This window comes from Ruegeria sp. F11 (assembly GCF_056533855.1).
Window position 1 is genome coordinate 168,920 of sequence record NZ_JBQFOW010000001.1, and the last position, 26,359, is coordinate 195,278.

At 61.3% G+C, this 26,359-nt stretch carries 24 protein-coding genes; 17 read left to right on the forward strand and 7 right to left on the reverse strand.

Translation table 11 applies throughout. From position 1 onward, the window contains the following. The first annotated feature begins 5 nt into the window (after positions 1-5). Positions 6-407 (forward strand): DUF2147 domain-containing protein, encoded by a 402-nt coding sequence (locus tag ACR0NJ_RS00855; RefSeq protein WP_480815243.1) that lies wholly within the window; start codon positions 6-8, stop codon positions 405-407. Positions 408-457: 50 nt separating this feature from the next. Here the strand turns inward: ACR0NJ_RS00855 and ACR0NJ_RS00860 are convergent, their stop codons facing one another. Further along, positions 458-4,243 carry an efflux RND transporter permease subunit gene (locus tag ACR0NJ_RS00860; RefSeq protein WP_480815244.1) on the reverse strand — a complete coding sequence of 1,262 codons (3,786 nt, stop codon included), beginning with the start codon at positions 4,241-4,243 and terminating at the stop codon, positions 458-460. Further along, positions 4,240-5,472: an efflux RND transporter periplasmic adaptor subunit gene (locus ACR0NJ_RS00865; RefSeq protein ID WP_480815245.1), complete on the reverse strand. Its 1,233-nt coding sequence runs from the start codon at positions 5,470-5,472 to the stop codon at positions 4,240-4,242. Before ACR0NJ_RS00865 ends, ACR0NJ_RS00860 begins: the two co-directional genes overlap by 4 nt. A 225-nt stretch (positions 5,473-5,697) precedes the next feature. Between ACR0NJ_RS00865 and ACR0NJ_RS00870 the strand changes: the two genes are divergently transcribed. The 5 genes from ACR0NJ_RS00870 (at position 5,698) to ACR0NJ_RS00890 (ending at position 11,094) form a co-directional block, all read left to right on the forward strand. Next, a complete protein-coding gene (locus ACR0NJ_RS00870) occupies positions 5,698-6,369 on the forward strand; it encodes a hypothetical protein (RefSeq protein ID WP_480815246.1) in 672 nt (223 codons plus the stop codon). Positions 6,370-6,411: 42 nt separating this feature from the next. Further along, positions 6,412-7,734 (forward strand): PQQ-like beta-propeller repeat protein, encoded by a 1,323-nt coding sequence (locus tag ACR0NJ_RS00875; RefSeq protein WP_480815247.1) that lies wholly within the window; start codon positions 6,412-6,414, stop codon positions 7,732-7,734. A gap of 48 nt (positions 7,735-7,782) precedes the next feature. Next, positions 7,783-9,246, forward strand: a complete 1,464-nt coding sequence (gene der, locus ACR0NJ_RS00880; RefSeq protein ID WP_480815248.1) for a ribosome biogenesis GTPase Der — start codon at positions 7,783-7,785, stop codon at positions 9,244-9,246. A 164-nt stretch (positions 9,247-9,410) separates the two neighbouring features. Next, positions 9,411-10,397 carry a fatty acid desaturase gene (locus ACR0NJ_RS00885; RefSeq protein ID WP_480815249.1) on the forward strand — a complete coding sequence of 329 codons (987 nt, stop codon included), beginning with the start codon at positions 9,411-9,413 and terminating at the stop codon, positions 10,395-10,397. Positions 10,398-10,488: 91 nt separating this feature from the next. Beyond that, positions 10,489-11,094: a helix-hairpin-helix domain-containing protein gene (locus tag ACR0NJ_RS00890; RefSeq protein ID WP_480815250.1), complete on the forward strand. Its 606-nt coding sequence runs from the start codon at positions 10,489-10,491 to the stop codon at positions 11,092-11,094. 57 nt (positions 11,095-11,151) lie between these two features. Here the strand turns inward: ACR0NJ_RS00890 and serS are convergent, their stop codons facing one another. Next, positions 11,152-12,444: a serine--tRNA ligase gene (gene serS / locus ACR0NJ_RS00895; RefSeq protein ID WP_480815251.1), complete on the reverse strand. Its 1,293-nt coding sequence runs from the start codon at positions 12,442-12,444 to the stop codon at positions 11,152-11,154. 298 nt (positions 12,445-12,742) lie between these two features. On the opposite strand from serS, the gene yajC reads away from it, so the two are divergent. From yajC to ACR0NJ_RS00945, 10 genes are all read left to right on the forward strand, one after another. Then, a complete protein-coding gene (gene yajC, locus ACR0NJ_RS00900) occupies positions 12,743-13,030 on the forward strand; it encodes a preprotein translocase subunit YajC (protein WP_480613639.1) in 288 nt (95 codons plus the stop codon). 33 nt (positions 13,031-13,063) lie between these two features. Next, positions 13,064-14,728: a protein translocase subunit SecD gene (gene secD, locus ACR0NJ_RS00905; RefSeq protein WP_480815252.1), complete on the forward strand. Its 1,665-nt coding sequence runs from the start codon at positions 13,064-13,066 to the stop codon at positions 14,726-14,728. Position 14,729: 1 nt separating this feature from the next. Then, positions 14,730-15,698 (forward strand): protein translocase subunit SecF, encoded by a 969-nt coding sequence (gene secF / locus ACR0NJ_RS00910; RefSeq protein WP_480815253.1) that lies wholly within the window; start codon positions 14,730-14,732, stop codon positions 15,696-15,698. Next, positions 15,691-16,437 carry a TSUP family transporter gene (locus tag ACR0NJ_RS00915; protein WP_480815254.1) on the forward strand — a complete coding sequence of 249 codons (747 nt, stop codon included), beginning with the start codon at positions 15,691-15,693 and terminating at the stop codon, positions 16,435-16,437. The genes secF and ACR0NJ_RS00915 overlap by 8 nt, the downstream gene beginning before the upstream one ends. A gap of 9 nt (positions 16,438-16,446) precedes the next feature. Next, positions 16,447-16,800, forward strand: a complete 354-nt coding sequence (locus tag ACR0NJ_RS00920; protein ID WP_480815255.1) for an Mth938-like domain-containing protein — start codon at positions 16,447-16,449, stop codon at positions 16,798-16,800. A 182-nt stretch (positions 16,801-16,982) separates the two neighbouring features. Beyond that, positions 16,983-17,597: a heme ABC exporter ATP-binding protein CcmA gene (gene ccmA / locus ACR0NJ_RS00925; RefSeq protein ID WP_480815256.1), complete on the forward strand. Its 615-nt coding sequence runs from the start codon at positions 16,983-16,985 to the stop codon at positions 17,595-17,597. Further along, positions 17,594-18,250: a heme exporter protein CcmB gene (gene ccmB, locus ACR0NJ_RS00930; RefSeq protein WP_480815257.1), complete on the forward strand. Its 657-nt coding sequence runs from the start codon at positions 17,594-17,596 to the stop codon at positions 18,248-18,250. Before ccmA ends, ccmB begins: the two co-directional genes overlap by 4 nt. A gap of 61 nt (positions 18,251-18,311) precedes the next feature. Next, entirely contained in the window at positions 18,312-19,085 is a 774-nt protein-coding gene (locus tag ACR0NJ_RS00935; RefSeq protein WP_480815258.1) for a heme ABC transporter permease, read from the forward strand. After that, the gene (gene ccmD / locus ACR0NJ_RS00940; protein WP_480815259.1) at positions 19,082-19,240 is read left to right on the forward strand and encodes a heme exporter protein CcmD; all 159 of its coding nucleotides are present in this window, start codon (positions 19,082-19,084) and stop codon (positions 19,238-19,240) included. The genes ACR0NJ_RS00935 and ccmD overlap by 4 nt, the downstream gene beginning before the upstream one ends. Continuing rightward, on the forward strand, positions 19,233-19,775 hold the full coding sequence (locus ACR0NJ_RS00945) for a DsbE family thiol:disulfide interchange protein (protein ID WP_480815260.1): 543 nt from the start codon (positions 19,233-19,235) through the stop codon (positions 19,773-19,775). The genes ccmD and ACR0NJ_RS00945 overlap by 8 nt, the downstream gene beginning before the upstream one ends. A gap of 167 nt (positions 19,776-19,942) precedes the next feature. Here ACR0NJ_RS00945 and acnA read toward each other — a convergent pair whose 3' ends face one another. Then, a complete protein-coding gene (gene acnA, locus ACR0NJ_RS00950) occupies positions 19,943-22,633 on the reverse strand; it encodes an aconitate hydratase AcnA (RefSeq protein WP_480815261.1) in 2,691 nt (896 codons plus the stop codon). Between the two features lie 227 nt (positions 22,634-22,860). Here acnA and ACR0NJ_RS00955 point away from each other — a divergent pair, with 227 nt between their 5' ends. After that, positions 22,861-23,562 (forward strand): DUF1223 domain-containing protein, encoded by a 702-nt coding sequence (locus ACR0NJ_RS00955; RefSeq protein WP_480815262.1) that lies wholly within the window; start codon positions 22,861-22,863, stop codon positions 23,560-23,562. On the opposite strand, the gene ACR0NJ_RS00960 is transcribed toward ACR0NJ_RS00955, so the two are convergent. From ACR0NJ_RS00960 to ACR0NJ_RS00970, 3 genes are all read right to left on the reverse strand, one after another. Continuing rightward, positions 23,563-24,486 (reverse strand): lysophospholipid acyltransferase family protein, encoded by a 924-nt coding sequence (locus ACR0NJ_RS00960; RefSeq protein WP_480815263.1) that lies wholly within the window; start codon positions 24,484-24,486, stop codon positions 23,563-23,565. A 114-nt stretch (positions 24,487-24,600) separates the two neighbouring features. Continuing rightward, positions 24,601-25,674 carry a flagellar motor switch protein FliG gene (locus ACR0NJ_RS00965; RefSeq protein ID WP_480815543.1) on the reverse strand — a complete coding sequence of 358 codons (1,074 nt, stop codon included), beginning with the start codon at positions 25,672-25,674 and terminating at the stop codon, positions 24,601-24,603. 96 nt (positions 25,675-25,770) lie between these two features. Next, a complete protein-coding gene (locus tag ACR0NJ_RS00970; RefSeq protein WP_480815264.1) occupies positions 25,771-26,310 on the reverse strand; it encodes a tetratricopeptide repeat protein in 540 nt (179 codons plus the stop codon). Between the last annotated feature and the right edge of the window lie 49 nt (positions 26,311-26,359).

Below are 26,359 nucleotides of genomic sequence, written 5' to 3' on the forward strand. Positions count from 1 at the left end.
GTGGCATGCGGAATATATCGGTTGGAGTCCTGATCTCGACACTTGTCGCCCTGATACCGGTTGCGGCGTGGGCGGACCCGATCGTGGGCGTCTGGAAGACCGAGCCGGATCGCAAGAACCTGACCTCTCACATCCAGATCACCGCTTGCGGGGACAAGTTTTGCGGCAAGATTCTCTCGGCCTATGACAGTAGCGGCAAGGAAGTGCAGACGCCGAATATCGGCAAAAAGCTGTTCTGGGATGTGGCGGGCGAAGGCGGCGGCAAATACGGCGGCGGTGAGTTCTGGGTGCCGCTGATTGACGTCGATGCGGTGCCGCAGATGACCCTGCAGGGCGACCAGCTTAAGGTCAAAGGGTGTGAGCACCATATCTGTGCCCATCAGACCTGGACCAGATTGCAGTCCTAGCTTTTCGTAGTCCAAAGGAAAATGACGAGCCCTGCGGCTCGCCATTTGCTCTATTCAGCCGCTTTCAGCGGCGGGCCGGGGGGATGATCGCCCATTGGATTTTCATCCGGTGACTGGGCGGGGGTATCGCTCCAGACAATCTCGGTCGATTGCATGTCGCGCGCGGTGCGCCCGATGGCCATATCCTGCGCGATCTTGCTGGACCGGCCCGCAGTGACCCTTGCCAGAACCTTGCCCAGCCATATCGCATAGGTCGTCACCCAGACCCGCAACGCCAGGAAGGAAGGCGTCACGATCAGCGTCAGAACCGTGGCAATGCCCAACCCGAACACCACGGCGGTCGCCAGTTGCTTCCACCACAGCGCGGTCGGGCTGTCGATGGAATAGCCGCCGTTGATGAAGTCCAGCGACAGGCCGAACATCATCGGGGTCAGGCCCGCCATTGTCGTCAGGGTGGTCAGCAGAACCGGGCGGATACGCGCCTCGGCCGTGCGAACGATGGCGTCGATCCGGGGCATATAGCGGCTGTATTCCTGATAAGTATCGATCAGAACAATGTTGTTGTTCACCACGATTCCCGCCAGCGCCACGATGCCCGTGCCGGTCATGATGATCGAGAAGGGTTGTTGCATCACAAGCATCCCGATCAAAACCCCGGTGGTGGACAGAACCACCGCCAGCAACACCAGAAGCGAGTTGTAGAACGAGTTGAACTGGGCCAGCAGGATCACGAACATCAGCCCCAGAGCACCGGCGAAGGCGTTCATCAGGAAGGCACCGGATTCCTCCTGATCCTCCTGATCACCGGTCCATTCCCAGCTTATCGCTTTCGAGAAGGGGTCTGTGTCCAGCCACTCGGTCAGAACGGCGATCCGTTCGTTGGGGTTGATCAGGGCAAAGCGCGCGTCTCCGCTGTCGATGGCGGCGCGCAGGCTGTCCGTTGTTTCGGCGCCTGTCAGTTGCAGAAGCTCGAACCGGGTGCCATCGGGACTGGCGATCACCGTGCCTTTGGGTTCGGCCCCCTCGGCCACTTCGCGAACAACGGCCAGCCGTTGTTCAGCACCTTCCGGTCCGTCGACAATCACCTTGGACAGGCCGGGTTCTACATCGGCTTTGACGTCGTAATACCGCTCCTGATCAATCCGGTTGATCTCGGCCAGTTTCGCAACCGGCTTGCGGGTGATAAAGTTCGACAGTGGCACAAGGCCGTCCGGTGTGCGCACCTTGAGCGAGTCCAGTGTGGACAGCACGCGGTCTTCTTCCGGCAGGCGGACGCGGATTTCGACCTCTTCATCCGTGTTGTCGGGGCGCATTTCGCCGAGCAGAATGCCGCGCGTGACCAGTTGCACCATCGCGCCAACCGTGGCCACATCCGCGCCGAACCGACCGGCCTGCGCGACATCCACGTCGATCTGCCAGTCGATGCCGGGCAGTGGCATCGTATCCTCAATCTTTATCAGGCCGGGCGTTTCATCAAAGACCGCGCGCGCAGAGAGAGCGGCGGCGGTCAGGTCTTCCCAGCCATCCCCCTTGATGCGCAGATGCACGGGTTTGGCCGAGGCAGGGCCCTGTTCCAGCGGGGTGATTTCAACGATGATGCCGGGAAGTTTGGCCAGTTCGGCATTCAATTCGTCCAGAACATAGTCGCCGTCAAACTCGGGCGAGATGATGCTGCGCTCGAACAACCCGCCCGCAACGGTTTCGGTGATGTTGGGGCGGTCTTCCCACGGGATGATCTCGAACTGGACACGCCCGACCGTGTCGGCGGGCGAGGATGCGCCGCCGTCGTTCTGGGTCAGGCCGCCTTCGCCCGCAAAGGCAAACACGTTGGTCACAGCCGGATGCGCGCCGATCACCTCTTCGGCGGCTAGCACCATCTCGTCCTTTTCCTCAAGCGACAGGTTGCCCCGTGCGCGGACAAAGGCCGTGGCCTGTTCCGGTTCGGTTTCGACGAAGAATTCCACGCCCCGGTTGTTGGCTCCGAAATAGGTCATAACGGTCATGACGCAGAAAGCGACGACAACAATCGAAACAATGGGCATGATCGGGTTACCGACCAGAAACTTGACGACGTACCCGAAGGGCGTGTGTTCTTTGGCGGTATGAACACGCTCTTCCCGACTGCGTTCGATCTTGGCCGCGCTAAGGGTGACGGAGCCAGCAAACCCGCCAGCGACCAGAAGCAGAGCGCCAAAGATCACCCCGCCTGCGCTGCCTTCGGGCATCAGATAGGCCGGGTTCAGCATCTGCATCGCGCCGAGGAAGATCATGTAAAGCGACGGCGGCACCAGAATCGCGCGCAGCCACCACGGCGCGGCCCCCCGCAGCCAGTGTGCGGCATGGTCAAAGACGCGGCTGAGGCGGCCCGAGACGCCACCCACCACCGGCAGGTAGATCAGCGCGACGATCAGCGAGGAGGACAGCACGAAGATCAGTGTGATCGGCAGCATCTTCATGAACTCACCCGGAACGCCGGGCCAGAACAGCATCGGCAGGAAGGCGCAGAGCGTCGTTGCGGTGGACGACACGATGGGCCAGAACATCCGCTGCGCCGCCTCGACATAGGCGTGCATCGGGCCGATGCCTTCCTTGATGCGCTTGTCGGCGTATTCCACGACGACAATGGCTCCGTCGACCAGCATCCCCACGGCCAGAATCAGCCCGAACATCACCATGTTCGAGATGCTGACGCCCATCACCGCGAGGAAGGCGAAACTCAGCAAGAATGAGGTCGGGATCGCAAAACCCACCAGAAGCGCCGCGCGTGTACCCAGCGAGGCCAGAACCACGATCATCACCAGCGCGATGGCGGTCAGAACCGAGCCTTCAAGCTGGCGCACCATGGAATCCACAATGCGGCTTTGGTCGTTCGAGGTGCCGACATCGACCGCTGCCCGCAGTTCGGCGGGCCATTTTTCCTGCGCGGCGGCGAGGGTCTCTTTGACCTGCGCCACGGTGTCGATCAGGTTGAAGCCTTTACGCTTGACCACCTGCAGGGCCACGGTCGGTTCGGTGTCGAACCGGGCGGTGCCTTCGCGGTCTTCGAATGTGTAGTTGATCTCGGCCAGTTCGCCCAGCGTCACCACGCGGTCGCCGTTGACCTTGACGGGCAGGCTATAGATGTCTTCGGCGGTCTTGAACGAGGACGGAATCTTGACCGAGAAACTGCCCTGCGCCGTCTCGACCTCGCCCGCAGCGATCAGTTGGTTGTTGTTCTGAACGACGGTGATCAGTTCGTCGGCTGTGACGTTGTAGGCCTCAAGCCGCAGCGGGTCGATGATTACCTCAAGCAACTCGTCCCGGTTGCCCGCGATCCCGGCCTCAAGGACGGAATCCAGCGCCTCAAGATCGTCCTGCAGGTCTTTGGCCACACGGGCCATTGTGCGTTCGGGGACGGCACCCGTCAGGTTGACGATGACGATGGGGAATTCGGACAGGTTGATTTCCGTCAGCGTGTATTGCTCGGCCCCTTCCGGGAAATCGGCCTGCGCACTGTTCATCGCGTCACGCACATCGGCGGTGATCGCGGTTTTATCCCAACCGAAATCGAACTCCAACGCGATCCCCGCATAACCTTCGGCAGCGGTCGCGGTCATCTCTTTCAGGCCGTCGAGATCCGCAAGCTCGGTCTCCATCGGCTTGATCAGCAGGTTTTCCGAATCCTCGGCGGAGATGCCGGGGAATTGCACCGACACGAACAGGGCGGGGATTTCGATATCCGGTTCACCCTCTTTCGGCAGACCGACATAGGCGAACCCGCCGACGATCAGCGAGATCGCGATAAAGGCCAGAACCATTCGGGCCCGGCCAGCGGCCCAACTGACAACACCCGTCATTGCGAGACGTCCTGATATGTCGGCGCGACGGCGACGCCGCGTGTGACGAATTCCTGTCCGACAACGATGACCTCGGCGCTTTCGGGCAGGCCGCCCAGCCAGACGCCATCAGCGGTATCGCGCAGCAGGCGGACCGGGACGAAATCAACCACGTCGCCATCGCCGACAATGCGCACACCCAATTGCCCGTCGTTGTTCAGCGTCAGCGCGGATTGCGGCAGCAAATGCGCCTTCGCGCCCTCGGCCGCGATGCGGATTTCTGCGGTTTGGCCGTCGCGGATGGTCAGGTCGGGGTTCGGAACGCTGATCTCAACTTCGAAGGTGCGTGTGGTCTCGTCCGCCGAGCGGCTGAGGAAGGTCACAAGCCCCTCGACTTGCTGCCCCGTCACCAGCCGGGCAGAGGCCTTTGATCCAACGGTGATCCGGTTCACCTCGGTCTCGGGCACAAAACCGACCAGCTTGATCGGGTCCAGTTGAATAACGGTCGCGCAGAGCGCGCCGGGTTGCATCAGGCTGCCCAGTTCGGCAGTGTCGCTTTCCAGCAGGCCCCGAAAGGGGGCTTCGATTGTCAGGCGGTCCATCTCGCGCTCGGCGGCTTCGACCTCGGCAGCGGCGGCTTCGATGCCAGCGCGTGTGGCTTCAAGCCCGGCTTCGGCGGATTTGATGCCAGCCTTCGCCGAGCTCATGGCGGCTTCGCTGGAGATACGGCGGGTTTCCGAGCCGAACCCGGTTTCCGACAGCTTGCGAGCGGCTTTCAGGTTGATATCGGCCTCGGCGACCAGCGCGTGGGCTTCGACCAAGCGCGCTTCGGCTTCTGGGATGCGGCTTTCGGCTTCCAGCTTGGCGGCCTTGGCTTCAGCCAGCGCGGCGGGGCGTGATCCGGGGTCCAGTTCGCAGAGCAAATCACCCGCTTCGACAAACGCACCCCGGCGCTTGGGTTCGGACGTCACGGTCGAGGTGGTTTCGGCCAGAACTTCGACCTGTCGGTTCGCCTGCGTCTCGCCCCGCAGCAGCACTGCGCTGTCGATTTCACGCGCAACCGAGCGGAGCGCGACTACGCCAACCGCGTCTTGGTCCGTAGCCGCCTGTTCAGGTGACGTTGCGTCAGATAGGTCCTCGGTCGGGGCTTCTTCGCGCCCGGCAAAGGCAAACAACGCGTCGCGTTCAAAAACCAGCAGATATAGCGCAGCAATCACCAAGGCGGCATTGATGAATGAAATCAAACGCATAAAGGACCTCTCTTGGAATTATTAGCCACTTTGACCGCTAAGTACTGGTATAAAAATGGGGCACGTCACAGGGCTTTTCCACGCTGAACTGAATAGTTCAATATGTTTTTTTGCGCAAGGGCGCGGCATGACGGTGAAAATGGGCAAAATCGGACCCTTGGCTTGGCTTTGGCGGCGGGGTATGACATGGCGCACGAACGCGCAGTACACAGCCTGGGGACACGGATGAGCAACGTCGACAGTTTCATTGATGAAGTCACGGAAGAGGTGCGCCGCGACCGGATGTACCTGCTTTTGCGGCGCTGGGGCTGGGTTGGCGTTCTGGTCGTGGTCCTGATCGTGGGCGGGGCTGCGTTTAACGAATACCGCAAGGCGCGGGACACCTCACAGGCGCAGAACCTGGGCGATGAGATTCTGGCCGCGCTGGCCCAGAATGAGTCCGCCGCACGTGCATCCGGCTTGCAGGCGGTTCAGGCGCAGTCGCCGGGCGGTGACGCCGTGCTGAACATGCTGCTTTCCGCCTCGCAAGTCGAGGCAGGGTCCGAGCAGGATGCGGTCGCAAGCCTGAACGCGGTAGCCACGCAGGGTGACATCCCCGAGATTTACCGTGCCGTGGCCAGCTTCAAGGCGCTGCTGCTGCAAAGTGAAACACTCCCCGCCGCAGATCGCAGGCTGCAGTTCGAAGCTCTGGCCACACCCGGGGCACCACTGCGCCTGCTGGCCGAGGAACAGCTTGCCCTGATCGACGTGTCCGAGGGCAATATCGACGCCGCGCTGGACCGGCTTCAAGCGCTGCGTCAGGATGCCGAGGTCGGCGTCGATCTGCAGCAACGTGCGGCTCAGCTGATCGTTGCGCTGGGTGGTGAACCTGAACCGCTTGTGGCGCAGCAGGGCTGATCTGGCGGGGCAAGACGAAATGACAGGCGAGTTCGGATTATCATGGTGACAAGAGTATTTTCCCGCATGGGTTTGCCGATTGCGGCACTCGCATTGACCGCGCTGGCCGCCTGTGAAGAGCCCGAGGCGATCCTGCCCGGTGCCCGTGAAGATATCCGTCCGGCCTCGGACCTGGAAACAGTCGAAAGACAGGGCTCGCAACCGATCAGCCTGCCGGGACAGTCCGCAAATTCAAGCTGGTCGCAAAGCCCGGGAACGCCCGCCTACCGGACGTCTAACGCCGCGCTCAGGGCGACGCCGCAACGTATTTGGTCCGCTTCGATTGGCGACGGCGACTCGCGCAAACAACGCATCACGGCCGAGCCGGTCGTGGCAGGCGGGCTGATCTATACGCTGGATGCCGGAGCTACCGTATCTGCGGTGTCGCCGCAGGGGCAGGTGGTCTGGGACACGAACCTGATCCCCTCGCAGGATGGCGATTCGGATGCCACGGGCGGAGGTTTGGCCTTCGCCAACGGCGTGCTCTATGTCTCGTCCGGGTTCGGGCGGCTGACCGCGCTGGACGGCAAAACCGGGGCGATCCGCTGGCAGAAACGCCTGAACGCAACCGGCAGCGGTGCGCCGTTGGTCAATGACGGGCTGCTGTATCTGGTGGCCGGCGATGAAACCGGCTGGACGGTTGATACCAAAGACGGTCGCATCGCCTGGCAAATCGACGGCACTCCAAGCGTGGGCAACGTTCTGGGCGCGCCTGCGCCGGTGATTGCATCGGATCTGGCCGTGTTTGCCTTTGGCTCGGGCGACATCGCCGCGACGTTCCGCCGGGGTGGTATCCGCCGCTGGAACGCGTCAGTCGCCGGTGGCCGCCGGGGCCGTGCAGCGGCGCAGATCGTGGACGTCACCGGCGGGCCGATGGTGGCTGGCGATACGATCTACATCGGCAACCACTCGGGCCGCACGGTGGCCTTCGACTCGGGCTCGGGTGAGCGTCGCTGGACGGCGGATGAGGGGGCCGTTGATACGGTCTGGCCTGCGGGCAACAGCATCTTCCTGATTAGCGACCGCAGCCAGTTGGTGCGTCTGAACGCCGCCGATGGGTCGATCATCTGGGCGCAGGACCTGCCGGGTTTTGTCAAAGACAAGCGCGGTCGCCGAGGCCCGATCTTTGCCCACTATGGCCCGATCCTTGCGGGCGGGCGGATCGTTGTCGCCTCGAACGATGGGTATCTGCGCTTCTTCAACCCGGTTGATGGGGCGCTGTTGCATCAGGTTGAGGTACCGGGCGGTGCAACCACCGCGCCGGTCGTGGCTGGGCAAACCTTGTATGTTGTCTCGACCAAGGGCGATCTACACGCTTTCCGTTGACGGCAAGATGCGCTAAAGGGCGCTTCTTGAGTCTTGAAAGTTGAGAACATGTCGCTGACCCTCGCCATCGTGGGCCGCCCGAATGTGGGCAAATCCACCCTGTTCAACCGCCTTGTGGGCAAACGTCTGGCCCTGGTCGACGACCAGCCCGGCGTGACGCGTGATCTGCGCGAAGGCGAAGGGCGGCTAGGCGATCTGCGCTTTACGGTAATCGACACGGCGGGTCTTGAGGATGCCACCGATGACAGCCTGCAGGGCCGGATGCGCCGCCTGACCGAGCGTGCGGTGGACATGGCCGATGTCTGCCTGTTCATGATCGACGCGCGGGTTGGCCTGACCCCGACCGATGAGATGTTCGCAGAAATCCTGCGCAAGCGGTCCAAACACGTGATCCTTGCCGCCAACAAGGCCGAAGGTTCCGCGGCGGATGCCGGTGTGTTAGAGGCCTATAATTTGGGCCTCGGCGAACCTGTCCGCCTGTCCGGTGAGCATGGCGAGGGGATGACGGACCTATATACTCAACTGATGCCTCTGGCGGATGCAGCTGAGGAACAAGCCGCTGACGACCCGCCCGAAACCGATATTGAACTGGATGAGGATGGCGAGGGCGAGGCCCCGCTGATCACCGCCTCCAAGCCACTGCAAGTGGCGGTTGTGGGCCGTCCGAATGCCGGGAAATCAACCCTGATCAACAAGATCATGGGCGAAGATCGCCTGTTGACCGGGCCCGAGGCCGGGATCACCCGCGATGCGATCAGCCTGCGTATCGACTGGGCTGACCCCGAGGGCGGTAGCACCCCGATGCGTATCTTTGATACCGCTGGGATGCGCAAAAAGGCCAAGGTGCAGGAGAAACTGGAAAAGCTCTCGGTTTCGGATGGTCTGCGTGCGGTGAAATTTGCCGAGGTTGTCGTCGTCCTGCTTGACGCCGCTATCCCGTTCGAACAGCAGGACCTGCGCATCGCCGATCTGGCGGAACGCGAGGGCCGCGCGGTGGTTGTCGCCGTGAACAAATGGGACATTGAGGACAACAAGCAGGAAAAGCTGCGCGAACTGAAAGAGTCCTTTGACCGCCTGCTACCGCAACTGCGCGGTGCGCCACTGATCACGGTCTCGGCAAAAACAGGCCGGGGGCTGGAACGCCTGCGCGCTGCCATTCTACGCGCCCATGACGTGTGGAACCGCCGTGTGCCAACCGCCGCGCTGAACCGCTGGCTGACCGCGATGTTGCAGCAGCACCCGCCACCAGCCCCGCAAGGCCGACGGATCAAGCTGCGCTATATGACTCAGGCCAAGACCCGCCCGCCGGGGTTTGTGGTCATGTGCTCGCACCCCGACAAGATGCCCGACAGCTATTCGCGCTATCTGGTGAACGGCCTGCGCGAGGATTTCGACATGCCTGGCACCCCGATCCGCCTGACATTGCGCGGGCAGGGCGACAAGAATCCCTATAAGGGCCGGCGCAAGAAAAACGCCGGTGCGTTGGCCAAACATCTCAAGGGCCGCGCGTAACTGCGCCAATTTTCAGCGTTTTTGCTGTGGGGGCGTGACAGCCCCTTTTCCCCGCGCTAGCATTCAGTTGCGTGCATTTGTTTTCGCGCGCGCTGCTTGTTTGCGGATCGACCGCGCCTAGTTTTGAGATAAGGGAAATCGGGCCATCGTGGGGAGCGGGCTGGATGGATTTAAGAGAGTATACAAGGCAATACGCGGTACAAGACAACCGACTGGCCGCGCTGAGCTACTTCGGAACATTTGCGGTGTATTTCGCATCGCTGGCGTTGGCGATTGTCTTTGTCGATCGCTGGTACGTCATGGTCCCCGCCGGGGTCGTCTTCGCCTTTTCTGCCGTGCGTCTATACGTGCTGCAGCATGATTGCGGGCATCATTCGCTGTTCGAAACCCGCCAGCAGAACGAATGGGCCGGGCATGGCCTGTCGCCTTTTACCTTCGCGCCGTTCGAGGTGATGAAGCAGAACCACAACCTGCATCACGCGGGCATCGGCAATCTGGAACATCGCGAAACCGGTGAGATTCACACCATGACCCTGCGGGAATGGAATGATGCGGACTGGAAAAAGCGCCTGTATTACAGACTTTACCGCAATCCGTTCATCCTGGTTCCGGTCGGGGCGCTGTTTACTTATTTCATCCGCTACCGCTGGCCCAAGAACACCGTCCGTTTCGGGGTCCGGGGGGTCTTGCTGCACAACCTTTCGATTGTTGTGTTTCTGGGCCTGTTGTACCTGACCGCAGGCTCCACCGGCATGCTGGTCTGGCTGGTGTTTTCGATTCTGGGTGGCATGCTGGGCGTGTTCCTCGTGTATCTGCAACATAATTTCGAGGACACCTACTGGGACCGCCGCCCCGATCTGGACCCGCAACTGGCGGCGCTGCACGGTTCGTCGGCGCTGGATTTCGGCTGGTGGTTCGACACGGCGGTGGCCTGCATCACGTTGCACGACATCCACCACTTCAATGCGCGAATCCCGTCCTATCGGTTGCGTGCCTGCCACTATAACCTGCCACCGGAATACACCCCCCGCCGCATCAAATTCCCCGAGGCGTTGGCAGCGCTGAGGCTAAAGCTTTGGGACGAGGACGCAAAGCGCCTTGTGCCCTTCCCGAAAAAGGAACGCACAGCCGATCTTGCTCATAGCAGCTAAGGCTGTAGGCTGATGCAGCGCGAAAGTTGGTTTGCAGGGGTGTTTCCCTGCGCATGTACGAAGATGATGAGAGACAGAGAGAGGACCGATAATGACCGCAGTGACCGATGTTAAAGGTGTAGGAGCAACGCTGGCGCAGGCGCTTGCCGCGAACGGGTTCAAAACCGCCGAAGCCCTGGCCAAGGCGACCCCCGCCGCTCTGGTCAAGGTCCCCCGCGTGGGTGAAGCGCGCGCAGCTTCGCTGATTGCCGCCGCGAAAGAGGCGGTTACAGCCAAACCAGCCGCCGCAAAACCGGCCTCACGCCGGACGCCCGCCCGCAAACCGTCCACGCGTAAGCCAGCGGCACGAAAACCGGCGGTCCGAAAACCTGCCGCGCGAAAGACCGTAGCCGCCGCCGCTGCCGAGAAGCGGGCGGAAGAGGCCGCGCGCAAAGCCGCCGAAGAAAAAGCCGCCGCTGAACTGGCCGCGGCGAAGGAAAAGAAAAAGGCAAAAGCCAAGGCCAAGGCTGAAAAAGCCGCGAAGAAGCGGAAAGAGATGGAGGCTGCGTTCTCGAAGGCCAAGGACAAGGTCAAGGAAAAGTCGAAGAAGGGCAAAAAGTCCAAAAAGGACGAAAAGAAAAAAGGCGACAAGAAGAAAGACGGGAAAAAGAAAGACGCGAAGAAGGATGGCAAGAAGGGTAAAAAGGCGAAGAAGTAACCTCCTCGCCTTTCCGATTTCTGAACCGGCGCCGCGACAGACGCGCGCCGGTTTCTTTTAGGCCAACGTGCCGTCGGTCTGCAGGGTCAGCTTGCCGCCCAGATAGGGGGACAGAACAGCGGGCAGGGACACGGTGCCATCCTCGTTCTGGCCATTTTCCAGAACCGCAATCAAGCAGCGCCCGACCGCTAGGCCGGAACCGTTCAGGGTATGCACATATTCCGGTTTGCCGCCGCCCTCGGGACGGAAGCGCGCGTTCATCCGGCGGGCCTGGAAAGCCCCGGTAGTCGAGACCGAGCTGATCTCGCGATAGGTGTCCTGACCGGGCAACCACGCCTCGATGTCAAAGGTCCGGCGCGCGCCAAAGCCCATGTCGCCGGTGCACAGAACCACGGTGCGATAGGGGATGCCCAACTGCTCCAGCAGATCCTCGGCGCAGCGCAGCATGCGTTTTTGTTCCTCGTCCGAGGTGTCGGGGTGTGTGACCGACACCATCTCGACCTTTTCGAACTGGTGCTGGCGCAGCATACCGGCAGTATCCTTGCCGGCGCTGCCTGCCTCGGACCGGAAACAGACGGTGTGGGCGGTCATGCGGATGGGCAGGGCGGATTCGTCCAGAATATCGCCCGCCACCGAATAGGTCAGCGTGACCTCGGAGGTCGGGATCAGCCACCAGCCATTGGTGGTCTGATAGCTGTCCTCGCCGAATTTCGGCAGCTTGTCGGTGCCGTACATCGCTTCATCCCGGACCAGTACCGGAGTTTGGGTCTCGGTCAGGCCGTTCTTTTCGATATGCGTGTCCAGCATGAATTGCGCCAGCGCACGGTGAATGCGGGCGACGCCTTTGGTCAGGTTCACGAACCGGCTACCGCTGGATTTGGCGGCGGTCTCAAAGTCCATCGCGGCCGCAACGGCGGGAATGTCGTAGTGCTCTTTCGGAGCGAAAGCGAACTCGCGCGGGGTGCCCCAGCGGTTGACCTCGACGTTGTCGTTCTCATCCGCGCCCTGCGGCACGTCGTCGGCAGGCAGGTTTGCGATGCGGGCCAGTTGATCGGTCAGCAACGCGTCGAGGTCCTTGGCCTCGGTCTGCATGCGGGCCACTTCGGCCTTTTTATCGGCCACCAGCGCGCGCAGGCGTTCGAATTCAGCCTCATCCCCGCGCCCTTTGGCAGCACCGACTTCCTTGCTGGCCTTGTTCTGCTCGGCCTGCGCGGTCTCAGCCGCCAGAATCTTGGCCCGGCGGCTTTCGTCCAGCCGCAGCAGGTCTGACGACACCGGCGCGTCCCCGCGGCGCGCAAGAGCGGCGTCGAATGCGGCAGGATTTTCGCGAATAGCGCGGATGTCGTGCATAGTCCAAGTCCTTAATGCGTGAATCACTGTTGCCGCTTATGCACTATCTGACAGGCGGGGTGTAGCACCGGTTGCGCAAATTGTGCCGAAGGGCGTTTTACCTGCCAATCGCGCCGCAATACCCCTGTTGCATCGCGCGCCTAGGGCATATCTGCAACGGTCCGGCCCATCTTTGACCGAACGGATAGCTCCTAGGTGAGACACTGCGCCGCCTTCGCTTGCAAACGCGCATGTCTACGCATAGGTTCCGGCCAAATTTGCGGAACGGTGCCGCAATCCAAAACAAAAGGAATATCCCATGGAAGGTGGCGCAATCGCCCAGTTTCTCCCGCTGATCCTGATCTTCGCGATCATGTATTTCCTGCTGATCCGCCCACAGCAGAAGAAGATGAAGGAACATCAGGCCATGGTCGAGGCCGTGCGCCGGGGCGATCAGGTCGTCACCCAGGGCGGGATGATCGGCAAGGTGTCCAAGGTCAAGGAAGGCGAAAACGAGATCGAGGTCGAGATCGCCGATGGTGTGAAGGTGCGCGTGGTCAAATCGACCATCGCTCAGGTTCTGAACAAGACCGAGCCTGCGAAGTAACTTCGCCCTACAACCTATTCAAAAGGCAGGGTAATGCTGCAAATTGATACCTGGAAGCGGGTTCTGATCTGGCTGGTCTGTGTGACCGGCCTGCTTCTGGCCCTGCCGAATGCGTTTTACACACGCGTCGAGCAATCCAATGATGCGAAAGCCGCGATAGAGCTGGGGATCGATACGGCCGAGATGCAGGCCGAAGCCGGGCAGTGGCCGAACTGGCTGCCGTCGTCTCTGGTCAATTTGGGCCTCGATCTGAGGGGCGGCGCGCATCTGCTGGCCGAAGTGCAGGTCGGCGATGTGTACGAATCCCGGATGGAGGCGATGTGGCCCGAAATCCGCGATGCCCTGCGGGACGAGCGCGCGGTTGTGGGCACGATCCGCAAACAGGACTCGGCCCCGGATGAGATTCGCGTCCGCATCAGCCAGCCCGAGGGGTTACCCCGTGCGCTGGAGGTTGTGCGCGGACTGGCCCGTCAGATTCAGACCCTGACCGGGGTTGGCGCAACCGATATCGAGGCCCGCGCCGAGGGCGAAGACACGATTGTCGTGCAACTGACGGATGCCGAGAAACTGGCTTCGGATGATCGGACGGTGCGTCAGGCGCTCGAAATCATCCGCCGCCGGATTGATGAGGTCGGGACCCGCGAGCCGACGATCCAGCGGCAGGGCGCTGACCGGATTCTGATCCAGGTGCCGGGCATCGGCAGCGCAGGTGAGTTGAAGGATATCATCGGCACGACCGCGCAGTTGACCTTCAACCCGGTTGCCGGTCGCGGCACCGACCCGGATGCCATAGCTCGTCCGGGTGAAAAGGTTGTGCCTTCTATTGACGAGCAGGGGGTGTACTACACGCTGGACTCCGCACCCGTAGTAACCGGCGAAGAACTGGTCGATGCACAACCATCCTTCGACCAGAACGGACGCCCTGCAGTCAACTTCCGCTTCAACACCTCCGGCGCGCGCAAATTCGGCGATTACACGCTGGAAAATATTGGCGCGCCCTTCGCCATCGTTCTGGATGACGAAGTGATCTCGGCCCCCGTGATCCAAAGCCACATTCCGGGCGGTTCGGGCATCATCACCGGCAACTTCACCGTCGAGGAAAGCACCAATCTGGCCGTCCTGCTACGCGCCGGTGCGCTGCCTGCGGGGCTGGATTTCCTGGAAGAACGCACCATCGGCCCCGAATTGGGGCAGGACAGTATCGACGCGGGTAAAGTGGCGACCACCGTGGCCTTCATCGCAGTGCTGGCCTTCATGGCGCTCAGCTATGGTCTTTTCGGCCTCTTCGCCAATGTCGCGCTGATCATCAACGTCGGCCTGCTGTTCGGGTTGCTCTCGCTGATCGGGGCCACGTTGACCCTGCCGGGTATTGCCGGGATCGTCCTGACGGTCGGTATGGCGGTGGACGCCAACGTGCTGATTTTCGAACGTATCCGCGAGGAACTGAAATCCGCCAAAGGCCCGGCGCGCGCCATCGAACTGGGCTATGAAAAGGCGCTGTCGGCCATTCTGGACGCCAACGTCACCACCTTCATCACTGCAACGATCCTGTTCGCCATGGGCAGCGGCCCGGTTCGCGGCTTCGCCATCACCTTGGGGCTGGGCATTCTGACCTCGGTCTTCACGGCGATCTTTGTGACGCGCCTGATGATCGTGATGTGGTTCGAACGCCGCCGTCCGAAAATGATCGAGGTTTGACATGAGACTGAAACTCGTACCGCAAAACACCTCGTTCGATTTCTTTAGCCGTTGGAAGGTCTGGCTGGGCATCTCGGGCCTGCTGATGGTTCTGGCCTTCGGGTCGTTCCTGCTGCAAGGCCTGAACTTTGGCATCGACTTCCGGGGCGGCACCACGATCCGCACCCAAAGCGCGCAGGAAATCGATGTCGGTGCCTATCGCGATGCCATCTCGCCGCTGGAACTGGGCGATATTACGATCACCCAAATCTTCGACCCGACGTTCGGACCGGATCAAAACGTCGCAATGATCCGTATTCAGGCGCAGGACGATGCCGAGGCGGTTTCGGCCGCCACCGTGACGGCTGTCGAAGAGGCGTTGAAAGTCGCTGCGCCGGACATCGAGTTCGTGTCGGTCGAATCCGTGGGCCCCAAAGTCTCGGGTGAGTTGATCCAGACCGCCGTCATCGCGGTGGCCTTGGCCATCGGAGCAGTCCTTGTCTACATCTGGCTGCGTTTTGAGTGGCAGTTTGCGCTGGGGGCGGTGGCAGCACTTGTGCATGACGTGATTCTGACCATCGGCATCTTCTCGGAACTGCAGATCCGCTTCGATCTGGCGATCATCGCGGCGCTGCTGACCATCGTGGGCTACTCGCTGAACGACACCGTGGTTGTCTTTGACCGCGTGCGCGAGAACCTGCGGAAGTACAAGAAGAAGGACCTGAAAGAGGTCCTGAACATCTCGATCAACGAAACGCTAAGCCGGACGGTCATGACGTCGGTCACGACCCTGCTGGCGCTGATTTCGCTCTATGTTCTGGGCGGCGACGTGATCCGGGGGTTCGTCTTCGCGATGATCTGGGGTGTGATCGTGGGGACTTATTCCTCGGTCTTCGTGGCCTCGACCATCCTGCTGTGGCTGGGGGTCAAACGCGACTGGTCCAAACCGTCGAACACGGCGGGTAACCAGTTTGCCAACGTGGATGCCTGAGTTCTTCGGCCAGCCCCTCGAAGGGCTGGCCATCCTCTTTTTTGCAGCCTTTCTGGGCGGCGTCGTGCGCGGGTTTTCCGGCTTCGGTACCGCGCTGATTTTCCTTCCAATCGCAACCCCACATCTCGGCCCGTTCGGCGCGCTGATCGGCCTGACCATCATGGATATCTTCGGCCCGCTGCCCAACCTGCGCCGCGCCTGGGCCGAGGTCGACAAGGGCGACCTAACCCGACTGGTCGGCGGATGCGCTGTGGTATTACCTGTAGGCCTATGGGTGCTGACGCAGGTCGACCCCGAGGCGTTTCGGTATGCGGTCAGCCTGCTCGCGCTCTTCATGCTCGCGGTTCTGATATTGGGGCTCCGGTATAACGGCCAAGTCAGCCGCGCGATGGTCTCTGGCATCGGCGCGGCTGCGGGCTTTCTGGGTGGAGTCGCCGGTCTGCCGGGGCCTGCAGTAATCCTGTTCTACATGTCCCGCCCGCTGCCGGTGCAAGTGATCCGCGCCACGATCCTGCTGTTTCTGTTTGCGTTCGACTTCCTCCTTCTCGGTTACCTGACCGGAATCGGGCGGGTGACATGGGTCGCCGCCGCGCTGGGGCTTGCTCTGGCAATCCCGAATCTCGTGGGCAACTGGCTGGGCGGATGGATGTTCCGCCCCGAGCGAGAAAGGCTCTACCGAGCAGCCGCCTATCTGGCCATCGCACTGGCGGCCTTGTCGGGCCTGCCGCTTTGGGGCTAGAACCGCTGCATGCGCCTGAACGAGATTAAATACACCAACGCAGTCCCGATCGACGGCTACGGTCCCGGCTTCTTCCGCATCGGCGGACAGGTACACGAGGGCTCGGTTCTGACCGGACCCACCGGAACAACAGGGTGGGGCGGCTATGACGACCAAACGCCCCTGATGAACTTAGCAGATCACATCGACGTCTTGTTCATCGGCACCGGCAAAGACCTGAGCCACATCCCGCCCGAGCTGCGCACCCAGATCGAAAACGCAGGCATCGGCGTCGAAATCATGAACTCACCCGCCGCCTGCCGCACCTACAACGTGCTGCTCTCCGAAGGCCGCCGGGTTGCCCTCGCCCTGATCCCCGTCTGAGGGATCCAATCTTCATCTGTCCAAAAATATTCCGGGGAGCCACCATTGGTGCGCCATTGGTTCGAGCGCCAATGGCGGCGGGGCTGGCCCCTCGCTCCGCCCCGACCAAACAAGCCCAACCCTCACCACTCTGCGGCAATTCCGTCCTTTTGTCCGCCCACACAATCCGCTAAGCGGGCCACATGACACTGATTGTGACCGATCTGACCATCACCCGTGGCGGCGTTCCCGTGCTCGAAGGGCTAAGCTTCACGCTCCACTCCGGCAAGGCGCTGATCCTGCGCGGGCCGAACGGGATCGGCAAAACGACCCTGCTGCGCACGCTGACCGGGTTGCAACCGCCCCTGGAAGGGCACATCGAAGGGGCAGAGGATCAGATCGCCTATGCGTCGCATTCCGACGGGCTGAAACCCACCTTGTCGGTGACAGAGAACCTCAGCTTCTGGGCCTCGGTCTTCGGTACCACAACGATCCAACCCGCTCTTGACGCCTTTGCCCTGAACGATCTGGCAGACCGTCATGCAGGCAACCTGTCGGCAGGACAAAAACGCCGCCTCGGGCTGGCGCGAATGCTGGTCACGGGCCGTCCGATCTGGATGCTGGATGAACCCACAGTGTCTCTGGACAAAAACGCGGTGCAGATGTTCGCCGATGCGGTGCGCGCGCATCTGGGGCAGGGCGGCTCGGCCCTGATCGCCACCCATATCGACCTTGGCCTTGACGGAGAGGTTCTGGATGTCGGCCCCAACAAGGCCAAACCCAAACCCATCGACGACTTCGACGGAGGTTTCCTGTGATCGCCCTTCTGCTGCGCGACCTGAAACTGGCCTTCCGCGCGGGCGGAGGCTTTGGGCTGGGGCTGGCCTTTTTCCTGATCGTCACGGTCCTGGTGCCCTTCGCCGTCGGCCCGCAATCGTCCCTGCTTTCGACCATCGCTCCCGGCGTTCTGTGGCTGGGTGCGCTGCTGGCCTGCCTGTTGTCGCTGGACCGCCTTCTGGCGCTGGATTGGGAAGACGGCTCGCTCGATCTTCTGGCTACGGCCCCGCTGCCGCTCGAAGCCGTGGTCTCGATCAAAGCGCTGGCCCATTGGCTGACAACTGGTCTGCCGCTGGTGCTGGCAGCCCCGTTTCTGGGCGTGCTGCTGAACTTGCCGGTGCCCGGTTTCGCCTGGCTGGTGATCTCGCTGCTGATCGGCACCCCCGCCATGAGCGTGATCGGCACCTTCGGCGCGGCCCTGACCGTGGGCCTGAAACGCGGCGGCCTGCTGCTGTCGCTGCTGGTGCTGCCGCTTTACGTCCCAACCCTGATCTTCGGGGCCGAGGTCGCCCGCCGCGGTGCCATCGGGATGGAGGTTCAGACACCGCTGCTGATGCTGGCCGGGATCACGGCGGCCACAATTGCGCTGTTGCCTTTTGCAAGCTCCGCAGTGTTGCGGATCAATCTGCGGTGAAGCGCCACAAGATTGACCGAGGTCAATTGAGAAAACACCCGAGTCGGACTAGATAAGGCCCATGTCTATCGCAGCCAAAGCCAACGCCCTCTGGGAATATGCCAACCCGCGAAAGTTCCTCGCGACCAGCGAACGCGTTCTGCCGTTCTTCTGGATCGCCTCGGCGACCTGTATCGTGGTCGGTCTGGTCTGGGGTTTCTTCTTCACGCCGGATGATTACAAGCAGGGCTCGACGGTCAAGATCATCTACCTGCACGTTCCGGCGGCGCTGATGGCCATCAATTGCTGGCTGATGATGCTGGCAACCTCGCTGGTCTGGTTGGTGCGGCGCCACCATGTCAGCGCGCTGGCCGCCCGCGCTGCCGCGCCCATCGGCATCGTCATGACCCTGATCGCACTGGCCACGGGCGCGATCTGGGGCCAGCCGATGTGGGGCACCTGGTGGGCCTGGGACCCGCGCCTGACCTCGTTCCTGATCCTTTTCCTGTTCTACCTGGGCTATGTCGCCTTGTGGGAAGCGATCGAGAACCCCGATACCGCAGCCGACCTGACGGCGGTCCTTTGTCTGGTGGGCTCGGTCTTTGCGATCCTCAGCCGCTACGCGGTGAACTTCTGGAATCAGGGTCTTCATCAGGGCGCATCGGTCATGCGGGCCGGAGCGGTTACTGGCACCGATACCGAAGAAAAGGTCAGCAACATCTTCTTCTACCCGCTGCTGATCTGCATCATCGGCTTTGTGCTGCTGTTCGTTGCGCTGGTGCTCTATCGCACCGGTACTGAAATTCGCGCACGCCGGATCAAGGCGTTGCTGGCACGGGAAAGGGTGGGCGGATGATCCCCGATCTTGGAAAATATGCGGACGCTGTCTTGTCCTCTTATGCGGCGTCCATCCTCTTGCTGGTGGCCTTGGTTGTGTTCAGCATCATGCGGGGCCGCAAGGTCCGCGCCGAGATGGAGAAGGTCGAACAAAGGATGACGCGCAATGGCTAAAGTCTCGCCCCTGATGATCGCGCCGCCGCTAATCTTCGGCGCTTTTGCCGTTCTGGCGGGGATCGGAATGTTCCGCGACGACCCCAACGCGCTGCCCTCGGCTCGTGAAGGCCAGACTGCGCCGCCCGTTGTCCTCACCGAATTCCCCGGCAAGCAATTATTCGATGATGCCACGCTGCGCGACGGAGAGGTCAAGCTGGTCAACTACTGGGCCAGCTGGTGCGCCCCCTGCCGCGCCGAGCACCCCAACCTCGAAGCGCTGGCCCAAGAGGGTATTCCCGTCCTCGGCATCAACTACAAAGACCAGTTGGACAACGCCGAAGGGTTCCTGACCGAACTGGGCGACCCCTATGAAGCCATCGGTCGGGACGAGCAAGGGCGCATGGCGCTCGATTGGGGCCTGTACGGCGTGCCCGAAACCTACGTGATTGACGGCGAAGGCACGGTCATTCTGCGCTTCGCAGGCCCGATTACCCAGCGCGTTATCGAAAGCACGCTTCGTCCCGCGCTGGAAAAGGCGGCTGGCGGCTCATAACCGATAGACGCCCGTTACCAACGCCACCTTGTCCACGCTCACCAGCACCAGAAAGCGGCGCGGCAACGACTTCTTCTGTTCAAAAGTACCTCGGAGCGCGAGGCAGAGCCTCGCATAAAGAAAGGACGCCCGCAGGCGTCCTTTTCAACATCCGAACCGGCGAAACCTCAGCCCGCTTTCGCCAGATTCCTCAGCACATACTGCAACACACCACCGTTTTCGATGTATTCGATCTCGGGTGCGGTATCGATCCGGCATTTCAGGGTTATGGTCTTCTCGGTCCCGTCGCCGTAAACGATGGTGCAGGGAACCTCCTGCAGCGGTTCAACCGCGTCCAGCCCGTGGATCGAGACGGTTTCATCCCCCTTCAGACCCAGCGTCTTGCGGGTATCGCCGCCGGTGAATTCGAACGGGATCACGCCCATACCAACGAGGTTCGAGCGGTGGATACGCTCAAAGCTCTCGGCGATCACCGCCTTGACCCCCAACAGCGCGGTACCCTTGGCCGCCCAGTCGCGCGAGGACCCCGCGCCATACTGCTCGCCGCCGAACACCACCAGCGGAGTGCCATTGGCCTGATGCGCCATCGACGCCTCATAGACCGAGGTCTGCTGGCCGTCCGGACCCAAAGTATATCCGCCTTCTACGCCATCCAGCATCTCGTTCTTGACGCGGATATTGGCGAAAGTGCCACGCATCATGACCTCGTGGTTGCCGCGACGTGAACCGTAAGAGTTGAACTCGCGCGGCTGAACCTGACGGGCGGTTAGATACTTTCCAGCGGGAGTCGTCGTGGCAAACGACCCGGCGGGCGAGATATGGTCGGTGGTGATCATATCGCCCAGGATCAACAGAACCTTGGCCCCGTCGATATTCGAGATCGTCCCCGGCTCGGCCCCCATGCCCTGAAAATAGGGCGGGTTCTGGATATAGGTTGAGGTCGGCGGCCAGTCATAGGTTTCCTGTTGCGGAACATCGACGCCTTGCCATTTCTCGTCACCCTTGAAGACGTCCGCATATTTGGTCTGGAACGCCTCGCGGGTCACGGTCGCCTCGACCAGTTCGGCAATCTCGCTCTGGGTCGGCCAGATGTCTTTCATGTAGACATCTTTGCCGTCCTTGTCCTGACCGATGGGTTCCAAGGTCAGGTCAATGTCCAGCGTACCGGCCAGCGCGTAAACCACAACCAGCGGCGGTGAGGCCAGATAGTTGGCGCGCACATCCGGGGAAATCCGGCCCTCGAAGTTCCGGTTGCCCGACAGAACCGAGGTGGCGACCAGATCGCCCTCGGCGATGGCATCAGAAATTTCGGCCTGAATCGGGCCCGAGTTGCCGATACAGGTGGTGCAGCCATAGCCCACAAGGTTAAAGCCGATCTTGTCCAGATCATCCTGCAAGCCCGCAGCCTCAAGATAAGCCGACACGACCTGCGAGCCCGGTGCCAGCGAGGTTTTAACCCAAGGCTTGCGATCCAGCCCCAAAGCAGCCGCTTTGCGCGCAACCAGACCGGCACCGATCATCACATAGGGATTCGAGGTGTTGGTGCAGGAGGTGATCGAGGCGATCACGACCTTGCCCGATTCCATGGTGTAATCCTCGCCTTTGACGGCGACTTCCTTGCCCATGGGGCGCTTGAACGTCTCGGCCATCTCTTTGGTGAAGGCGGCTTTGGCATCGGTCAGGGCGACATAGTCCTGCGGGCGTTTCGGGCCCGAGATCGCCGGAACGATGGTGCCCATGTCGAGGCTCAGCGTGTCGGTGTAAACCGGCGCATAGTCCGCGCCGCGCCAGAAGCCGTTTTCCTTGGCATAGGCCTCGACCAGCGCAATCCGATCTTCGTCGCGGCCGGTGTTGCGCATGTAGCGCAAGGTTTCCCCGTCGATGGGAAAGAACCCACAGGTCGCACCATATTCCGGCGCCATGTTGGCGATGGTTGCGCGGTCGGCCAGCGGCAGACGATCCAGACCCTCGCCGTAGAATTCAACGAATTTACCTACCACGCCCTTTTCGCGCAGCATCTCGACCACTTTCAGAACAAGGTCCGTACCCGTGGTGCCTTCGACCATGGAACCGGTCAGTTCAAAGCCCACAACCTCGGGGATCAGCATTGAGATTGGCTGGCCCAGCATCGCGGCCTCGGCCTCAATGCCGCCTACACCCCAGCCCAGAACGGCCATGCCGTTGACCATGGTGGTGTGGCTGTCGGTGCCAACCAGCGTATCGGGATAGGCGACCTCATTGCCAGCCTGATCGGTATCGGTCCATACCGTCTGGGCCAGATATTCCAGGTTCACCTGATGGCAAATGCCGGTGCCCGGGGGCACAACGCGGAAGTTGTTGAAGGCGTTCTGGCCCCATTTCAGGAACTGATAGCGCTCCATGTTGCGCTCATATTCGCGGTCCACGTTCATCTGGAACGCGCGCGGGTTGCCGAACTCGTCGATCATGACCGAGTGGTCGATGACCAGATCGACCGGGTTCAGCGGGTTGATCTTCTGCGCGTCGCCGCCCAGTCCCTTGATCCCGTCGCGCATCGCGGCAAGGTCAACGACCGCTGGAACGCCAGTGAAGTCCTGCATCAGCACCCGGGCAGGGCGGTACGCGATCTCGCGTGGGTTCTTACCGCCATTGGCGGCCCATTCGCCGAAGGCTTTGATGTCGTCGACCGAGACCGAGAACCCTTGGTCTTCGAACCGCAGCATGTTTTCCAGCACGACTTTCAAAGCGGCGGGAAGTTTGGAAAAATCTCCCAGACCAGCCTCTTGCGCGGCGGGAATGGAATAATAATCAATCAATCTGCCATTCACGTTCAGGCTGCGCCGAGCCCTGGCTGTATCGTGTCCAACTTTGATTGGCATCTAATGGCCTCCCTCTCAAATGACTTGGAACGCGGGATTCGCTGCACGTTATCTGTATCACGTTTCTGCCCTGTTCAAGGTTTCAGAGGAGCCCACGGCCAGAAAAATGTATGCCATTGTGCACAGAGATATTTCGGCCGGGCGGATGTGTCTCAAGAAACGTTGATTGGCGATTGATCGGCAGAGCCAGTAAACCTTGATGCACCGAACCTAGCCCGAGACCCATCATGCTAAAAGCCTTTGCCGTAGCGGCAACCGCATCCCTTTCATTCACTGTTCCGGTCACAGCCGGAGAGGATCCCGTCGTGATCGAGTTGTTTACGTCGCAAGGATGTTCGTCCTGTCCGCCTGCGGACAAGATCATGCATGATCTGGCCCAGCGGGATGACGTGATCGGTCTGGCTCTACATGTGGATTACTGGGACTACATCGGCTGGAAGGATGAATTTGCCGATCCCGATCATGCGAAGCGTCAGCGCGCTTATGCGCGGCAGGGCGGGCGGTCGATGATCTATACGCCGCAGATGGTCGTAAACGGCCAGCAGGATGTTGTCGGGGCAAAGGCCGGTGAGTTGAACCGCCTGATTGACTCCCATCTCACAGCCGCTGCGGAAGCCTACGTAACCGCTGTGCGGTCCGGCAACGATGTGACGGTGGAGGTGACGCCTGCCGAATTGCCCGAAGGCGAGAGCTTTGATGTCCGCGTCGTGCAGTACACCCCAATGCGCCATGCCTCGATCCGCCGGGGTGAGTTGGCGGGGCACGAGTTGGACTATGCCAATGTCGTCGAAAGCTGGCAGGTGGCCGGGCGATGGGATGGGGTTTCCACGCAACAGTTCTCGGCCACGCTGGCCTCGGACCTGCCTGCGGTTGTTCTGGTGCAGCGGGTCGGGCACGGGCCGATTGTGGCAGCCGCGCGGGTCAAGTGATCAGGGCATGTCCTTGGGGTGCACGCCCAGGCCGTTCCAGCTTTTCCAGCGGCGGTGAATCCAGAACCACTGGCCCATATGCTGGCGCACCATCTTCTCAAGATCGTCATTGGTGAACTGGGTCATCGTCTTCGCATCGGTGTGCGGAACCGGGTCGTGCAGGACGATCTCGAAATCGACACCATTGGGTTGTCGCACCGCATAGCATGGGATCAGTACGGCGTTGTATTTGATTGCTAATTCGGCATTCAGAACGGATGTGACCGCGGGCTTGCCAAAGAACATCAACTCTTCACCGCCCTGCGCATGCAGATCCGAGACGATGGCGATGATACCTGCTTTCTTCAGCGACCGGACCATCTCGACCATGCCGCGGCGGCCTTGCTCGAACATGGGTGCGCCGGTTTTGTAGAACGCTTCAACATAGGCATCGTTGAAATAGGGGTTGGCCATCCGGCGGTAGAGGCAGCCGATCGGTTTACCGGTGCGGGCCTGCAAGGCGACGCGGGCCGCCAAATAATGGCCGAAATGGGCTGTGATCATCATGATCGGGCGGCCTTCGGCGACGGCGGCGTCAAAAGCCTGAACCCCCGGACCGGACACTTTGGCGGTGCTTTGGCGCTTGGTGAAATCCTCGGGCGAGAAATGCTCCATGATCGCGCGCCCGGCATTGTCGGGAACATCGCGGCAGATGCGTTTGACCTCGGCCTCGGGCAGGTCGGGGCAGGTGAGTTTCAGGTTCCGTCGCACCCGGTTGGTGAAGCCGATCAGGGGGGTCACACCGCGCGCTAGCGCCCCCATCGTTGCGATGCGCCGTTCGTAGGGCAGCAGACGCATTGCGCCGATCAGCCCTTTCAGGAATAAGCTGGTGGTATAGTATTTTCCAAGCTCAAACCGACTGAGCTCCGACTTTTCGACGGGCATAAAGGCGTCTCACCGCAAGTTGCGAATTGTTGGCCCAGACATACAGCCCGTCGCTTTCAACCTCAAGCGCGCATCGTGGGCGGTGGGGTTCAAGGGGCAACACGCTGAGAGTTGTTAGACATCGTCCTCCTCGGCCTCGGACACGATCAGGGTGATCGCGTCTTCGCCAGACAAATTCTGAATCGCGGTCACGACCTGCGTCATCGCGTCCTCGGCCTCGGCCCGCTTGACGCGGCCGCGTTCACCCATTTCCTCGCGCAGGTTTTCCGCCATGCGTGAGGAAATGTTGGACAGCAGGAACTCGACCGACGCTTTGTCATCCTCGGCCGCAGCCCCGGCGAGGGCGGTGATCAGAACCGGTTGTTCGATCTCCCGAAGGATCGCCGGGATATCCCGGGGCATAACGCGGCTCGCGATGTGCGCGAAGGTGAACAGTGACTGGCGCACCACGCTGGCAAAATCGGCGTCTTCTTCGTCAAGCGCATCCAGCAAGCCATCCCGGGTTGAGGCGGCGGACTGGTTCAGGATCGCGCCGACCCGTGCGCCGGGATCGTCGGCAAAGGCCTGAGGCAGGCGTTGATCCAGTTGCGCGGCCAGAGACCAGCCAATGCGATCGACCGCATCAGGCGTGACATTTGCGGTTTTGGAAACAGCATAGGTTATCCGCCGCGCCACCGGGCCGGGCAGGTGGCCCAGCAACTGCGCCGCCTTGGCCGTATCTAGTTTGGAGAGCATTACCGCCGCCACCTCGGTGCTTTCGGCCTGTGCCATGGCGGCCAGATCCTCAACCGCGACATCGCGCAATCGCTGCCACGGATCGCCGATCTGGCGCACCCCGGCCACTTTGCGCAGGCGTGCAGCGGTGGTTGGGGCGATCTTGCCATTCACCGCGTCCAACGCCCCGGCCAGCCCGTGGGGAAAAGCCAGACCGACGCTGTCCAGGGCATCGCCGAATTCCTGCGCCACCGCATCCAGCGTCACGCGGTCCACCAGACCCATTTGCCCAAGTTGGTGGGTCAGCTTTTCCTGCAGATCGTCGGGCAATTCCTCCAGCGGGATATCTGCGCCTTCGTTCAGCAGAAGGCGCACGACAACGGCGGCCTTTTGCCGGTTATTCAATGCCCGGGCAACGACGCGCGGCGCGTCACCAACCGTCTCGGCGACGGGGGCGGATTGCCCCGGTGCCATCTGAATCAATGCGTTTGAATCCTGCATCTGCCCATGGTGCCAAAAACTCTGTTCCACAGGCAGATTAGGGGGAATCGGGTAAAGAAAAGCTGAAGCCTAATAGCTATAGGTCAGACCCGTTCTGATCGCCTCGCGCAGCGAGGCCTCGGCCCATGTGCCTTCGCCGCCACGGGCCTTGATTTCGCGCCATTGCGCGATGGCGAGGTCGGTTTTGCCTTCGGACACAAAACCCTGACCCATGTAGCTGCGCGCCAGAATATTGTCGGGGTTTTTGTCGATCGCGTCCTGATAGAACACATTCGCCAGTTCAAGCTCACCCAATTTGCGATAGGTGAAGCCCCAATAGGTCAGAACGCGGTCGTCATTCTGATCCATGATGCGCAGGATGTCTTGCGCATTTTCGAACTGCCCGTCATACGCCAGTTCACGCACCGCGTCATACAGCTGATCTTCGGTGAAGTTGGTCTTGTCCGGCTTCACACACCGCCCACGATCCTTGTCGTAGACGCGCCCGAACAGGCATTTTTTGGTGGTGTTGGTGGGCTTGGGCGGGTTGCTGTCGCCGCCTGCGGCGTGGACATAGGGGGCAAAGGCAAAGGCTTGAAAGGCAATTGCAGAAGCTAAAATGAGGCGCATTATACTACTCCGGTCTCAGGGCTGCTTTTTGAAATCATAGCGTGATCTT

What these genes read in the sequence shown, in the direction of transcription:
- ACR0NJ_RS00855 (WP_480815243.1), top strand. Translation starts at nt 6, where the DNA reads ATGCGGAATATATCGGTTGGAGTCCTGATCTCGACACTTGTCGCCCTG.
- ACR0NJ_RS00860 (WP_480815244.1), bottom strand. Translation starts at nt 4,243, where the DNA reads ATGACGGGTGTTGTCAGTTGGGCCGCTGGCCGGGCCCGAATGGTTCTG.
- ACR0NJ_RS00865 (WP_480815245.1), bottom strand. Translation starts at nt 5,472, where the DNA reads ATGCGTTTGATTTCATTCATCAATGCCGCCTTGGTGATTGCTGCGCTA.
- ACR0NJ_RS00870 (WP_480815246.1), top strand. Translation starts at nt 5,698, where the DNA reads ATGAGCAACGTCGACAGTTTCATTGATGAAGTCACGGAAGAGGTGCGC.
- ACR0NJ_RS00875 (WP_480815247.1), top strand. Translation starts at nt 6,412, where the DNA reads ATGGTGACAAGAGTATTTTCCCGCATGGGTTTGCCGATTGCGGCACTC.
- der (WP_480815248.1), top strand. Translation starts at nt 7,783, where the DNA reads ATGTCGCTGACCCTCGCCATCGTGGGCCGCCCGAATGTGGGCAAATCC.
- ACR0NJ_RS00885 (WP_480815249.1), top strand. Translation starts at nt 9,411, where the DNA reads ATGGATTTAAGAGAGTATACAAGGCAATACGCGGTACAAGACAACCGA.
- ACR0NJ_RS00890 (WP_480815250.1), top strand. Translation starts at nt 10,489, where the DNA reads ATGACCGCAGTGACCGATGTTAAAGGTGTAGGAGCAACGCTGGCGCAG.
- serS (WP_480815251.1), bottom strand. Translation starts at nt 12,444, where the DNA reads ATGCACGACATCCGCGCTATTCGCGAAAATCCTGCCGCATTCGACGCC.
- yajC (WP_480613639.1), top strand. Translation starts at nt 12,743, where the DNA reads ATGGAAGGTGGCGCAATCGCCCAGTTTCTCCCGCTGATCCTGATCTTC.
- secD (WP_480815252.1), top strand. Translation starts at nt 13,064, where the DNA reads ATGCTGCAAATTGATACCTGGAAGCGGGTTCTGATCTGGCTGGTCTGT.
- secF (WP_480815253.1), top strand. Translation starts at nt 14,730, where the DNA reads ATGAGACTGAAACTCGTACCGCAAAACACCTCGTTCGATTTCTTTAGC.
- ACR0NJ_RS00915 (WP_480815254.1), top strand. Translation starts at nt 15,691, where the DNA reads ATGCCTGAGTTCTTCGGCCAGCCCCTCGAAGGGCTGGCCATCCTCTTT.
- ACR0NJ_RS00920 (WP_480815255.1), top strand. Translation starts at nt 16,447, where the DNA reads ATGCGCCTGAACGAGATTAAATACACCAACGCAGTCCCGATCGACGGC.
- ccmA (WP_480815256.1), top strand. Translation starts at nt 16,983, where the DNA reads ATGACACTGATTGTGACCGATCTGACCATCACCCGTGGCGGCGTTCCC.
- ACR0NJ_RS00935 (WP_480815258.1), top strand. Translation starts at nt 18,312, where the DNA reads ATGTCTATCGCAGCCAAAGCCAACGCCCTCTGGGAATATGCCAACCCG.
- ccmD (WP_480815259.1), top strand. Translation starts at nt 19,082, where the DNA reads ATGATCCCCGATCTTGGAAAATATGCGGACGCTGTCTTGTCCTCTTAT.
- ACR0NJ_RS00945 (WP_480815260.1), top strand. Translation starts at nt 19,233, where the DNA reads ATGGCTAAAGTCTCGCCCCTGATGATCGCGCCGCCGCTAATCTTCGGC.
- acnA (WP_480815261.1), bottom strand. Translation starts at nt 22,633, where the DNA reads ATGCCAATCAAAGTTGGACACGATACAGCCAGGGCTCGGCGCAGCCTG.
- ACR0NJ_RS00955 (WP_480815262.1), top strand. Translation starts at nt 22,861, where the DNA reads ATGCTAAAAGCCTTTGCCGTAGCGGCAACCGCATCCCTTTCATTCACT.
- ACR0NJ_RS00960 (WP_480815263.1), bottom strand. Translation starts at nt 24,486, where the DNA reads ATGCCCGTCGAAAAGTCGGAGCTCAGTCGGTTTGAGCTTGGAAAATAC.
- ACR0NJ_RS00965 (WP_480815543.1), bottom strand. Translation starts at nt 25,674, where the DNA reads ATGGCACCGGGGCAATCCGCCCCCGTCGCCGAGACGGTTGGTGACGCG.
- ACR0NJ_RS00970 (WP_480815264.1), bottom strand. Translation starts at nt 26,310, where the DNA reads ATGCGCCTCATTTTAGCTTCTGCAATTGCCTTTCAAGCCTTTGCCTTT.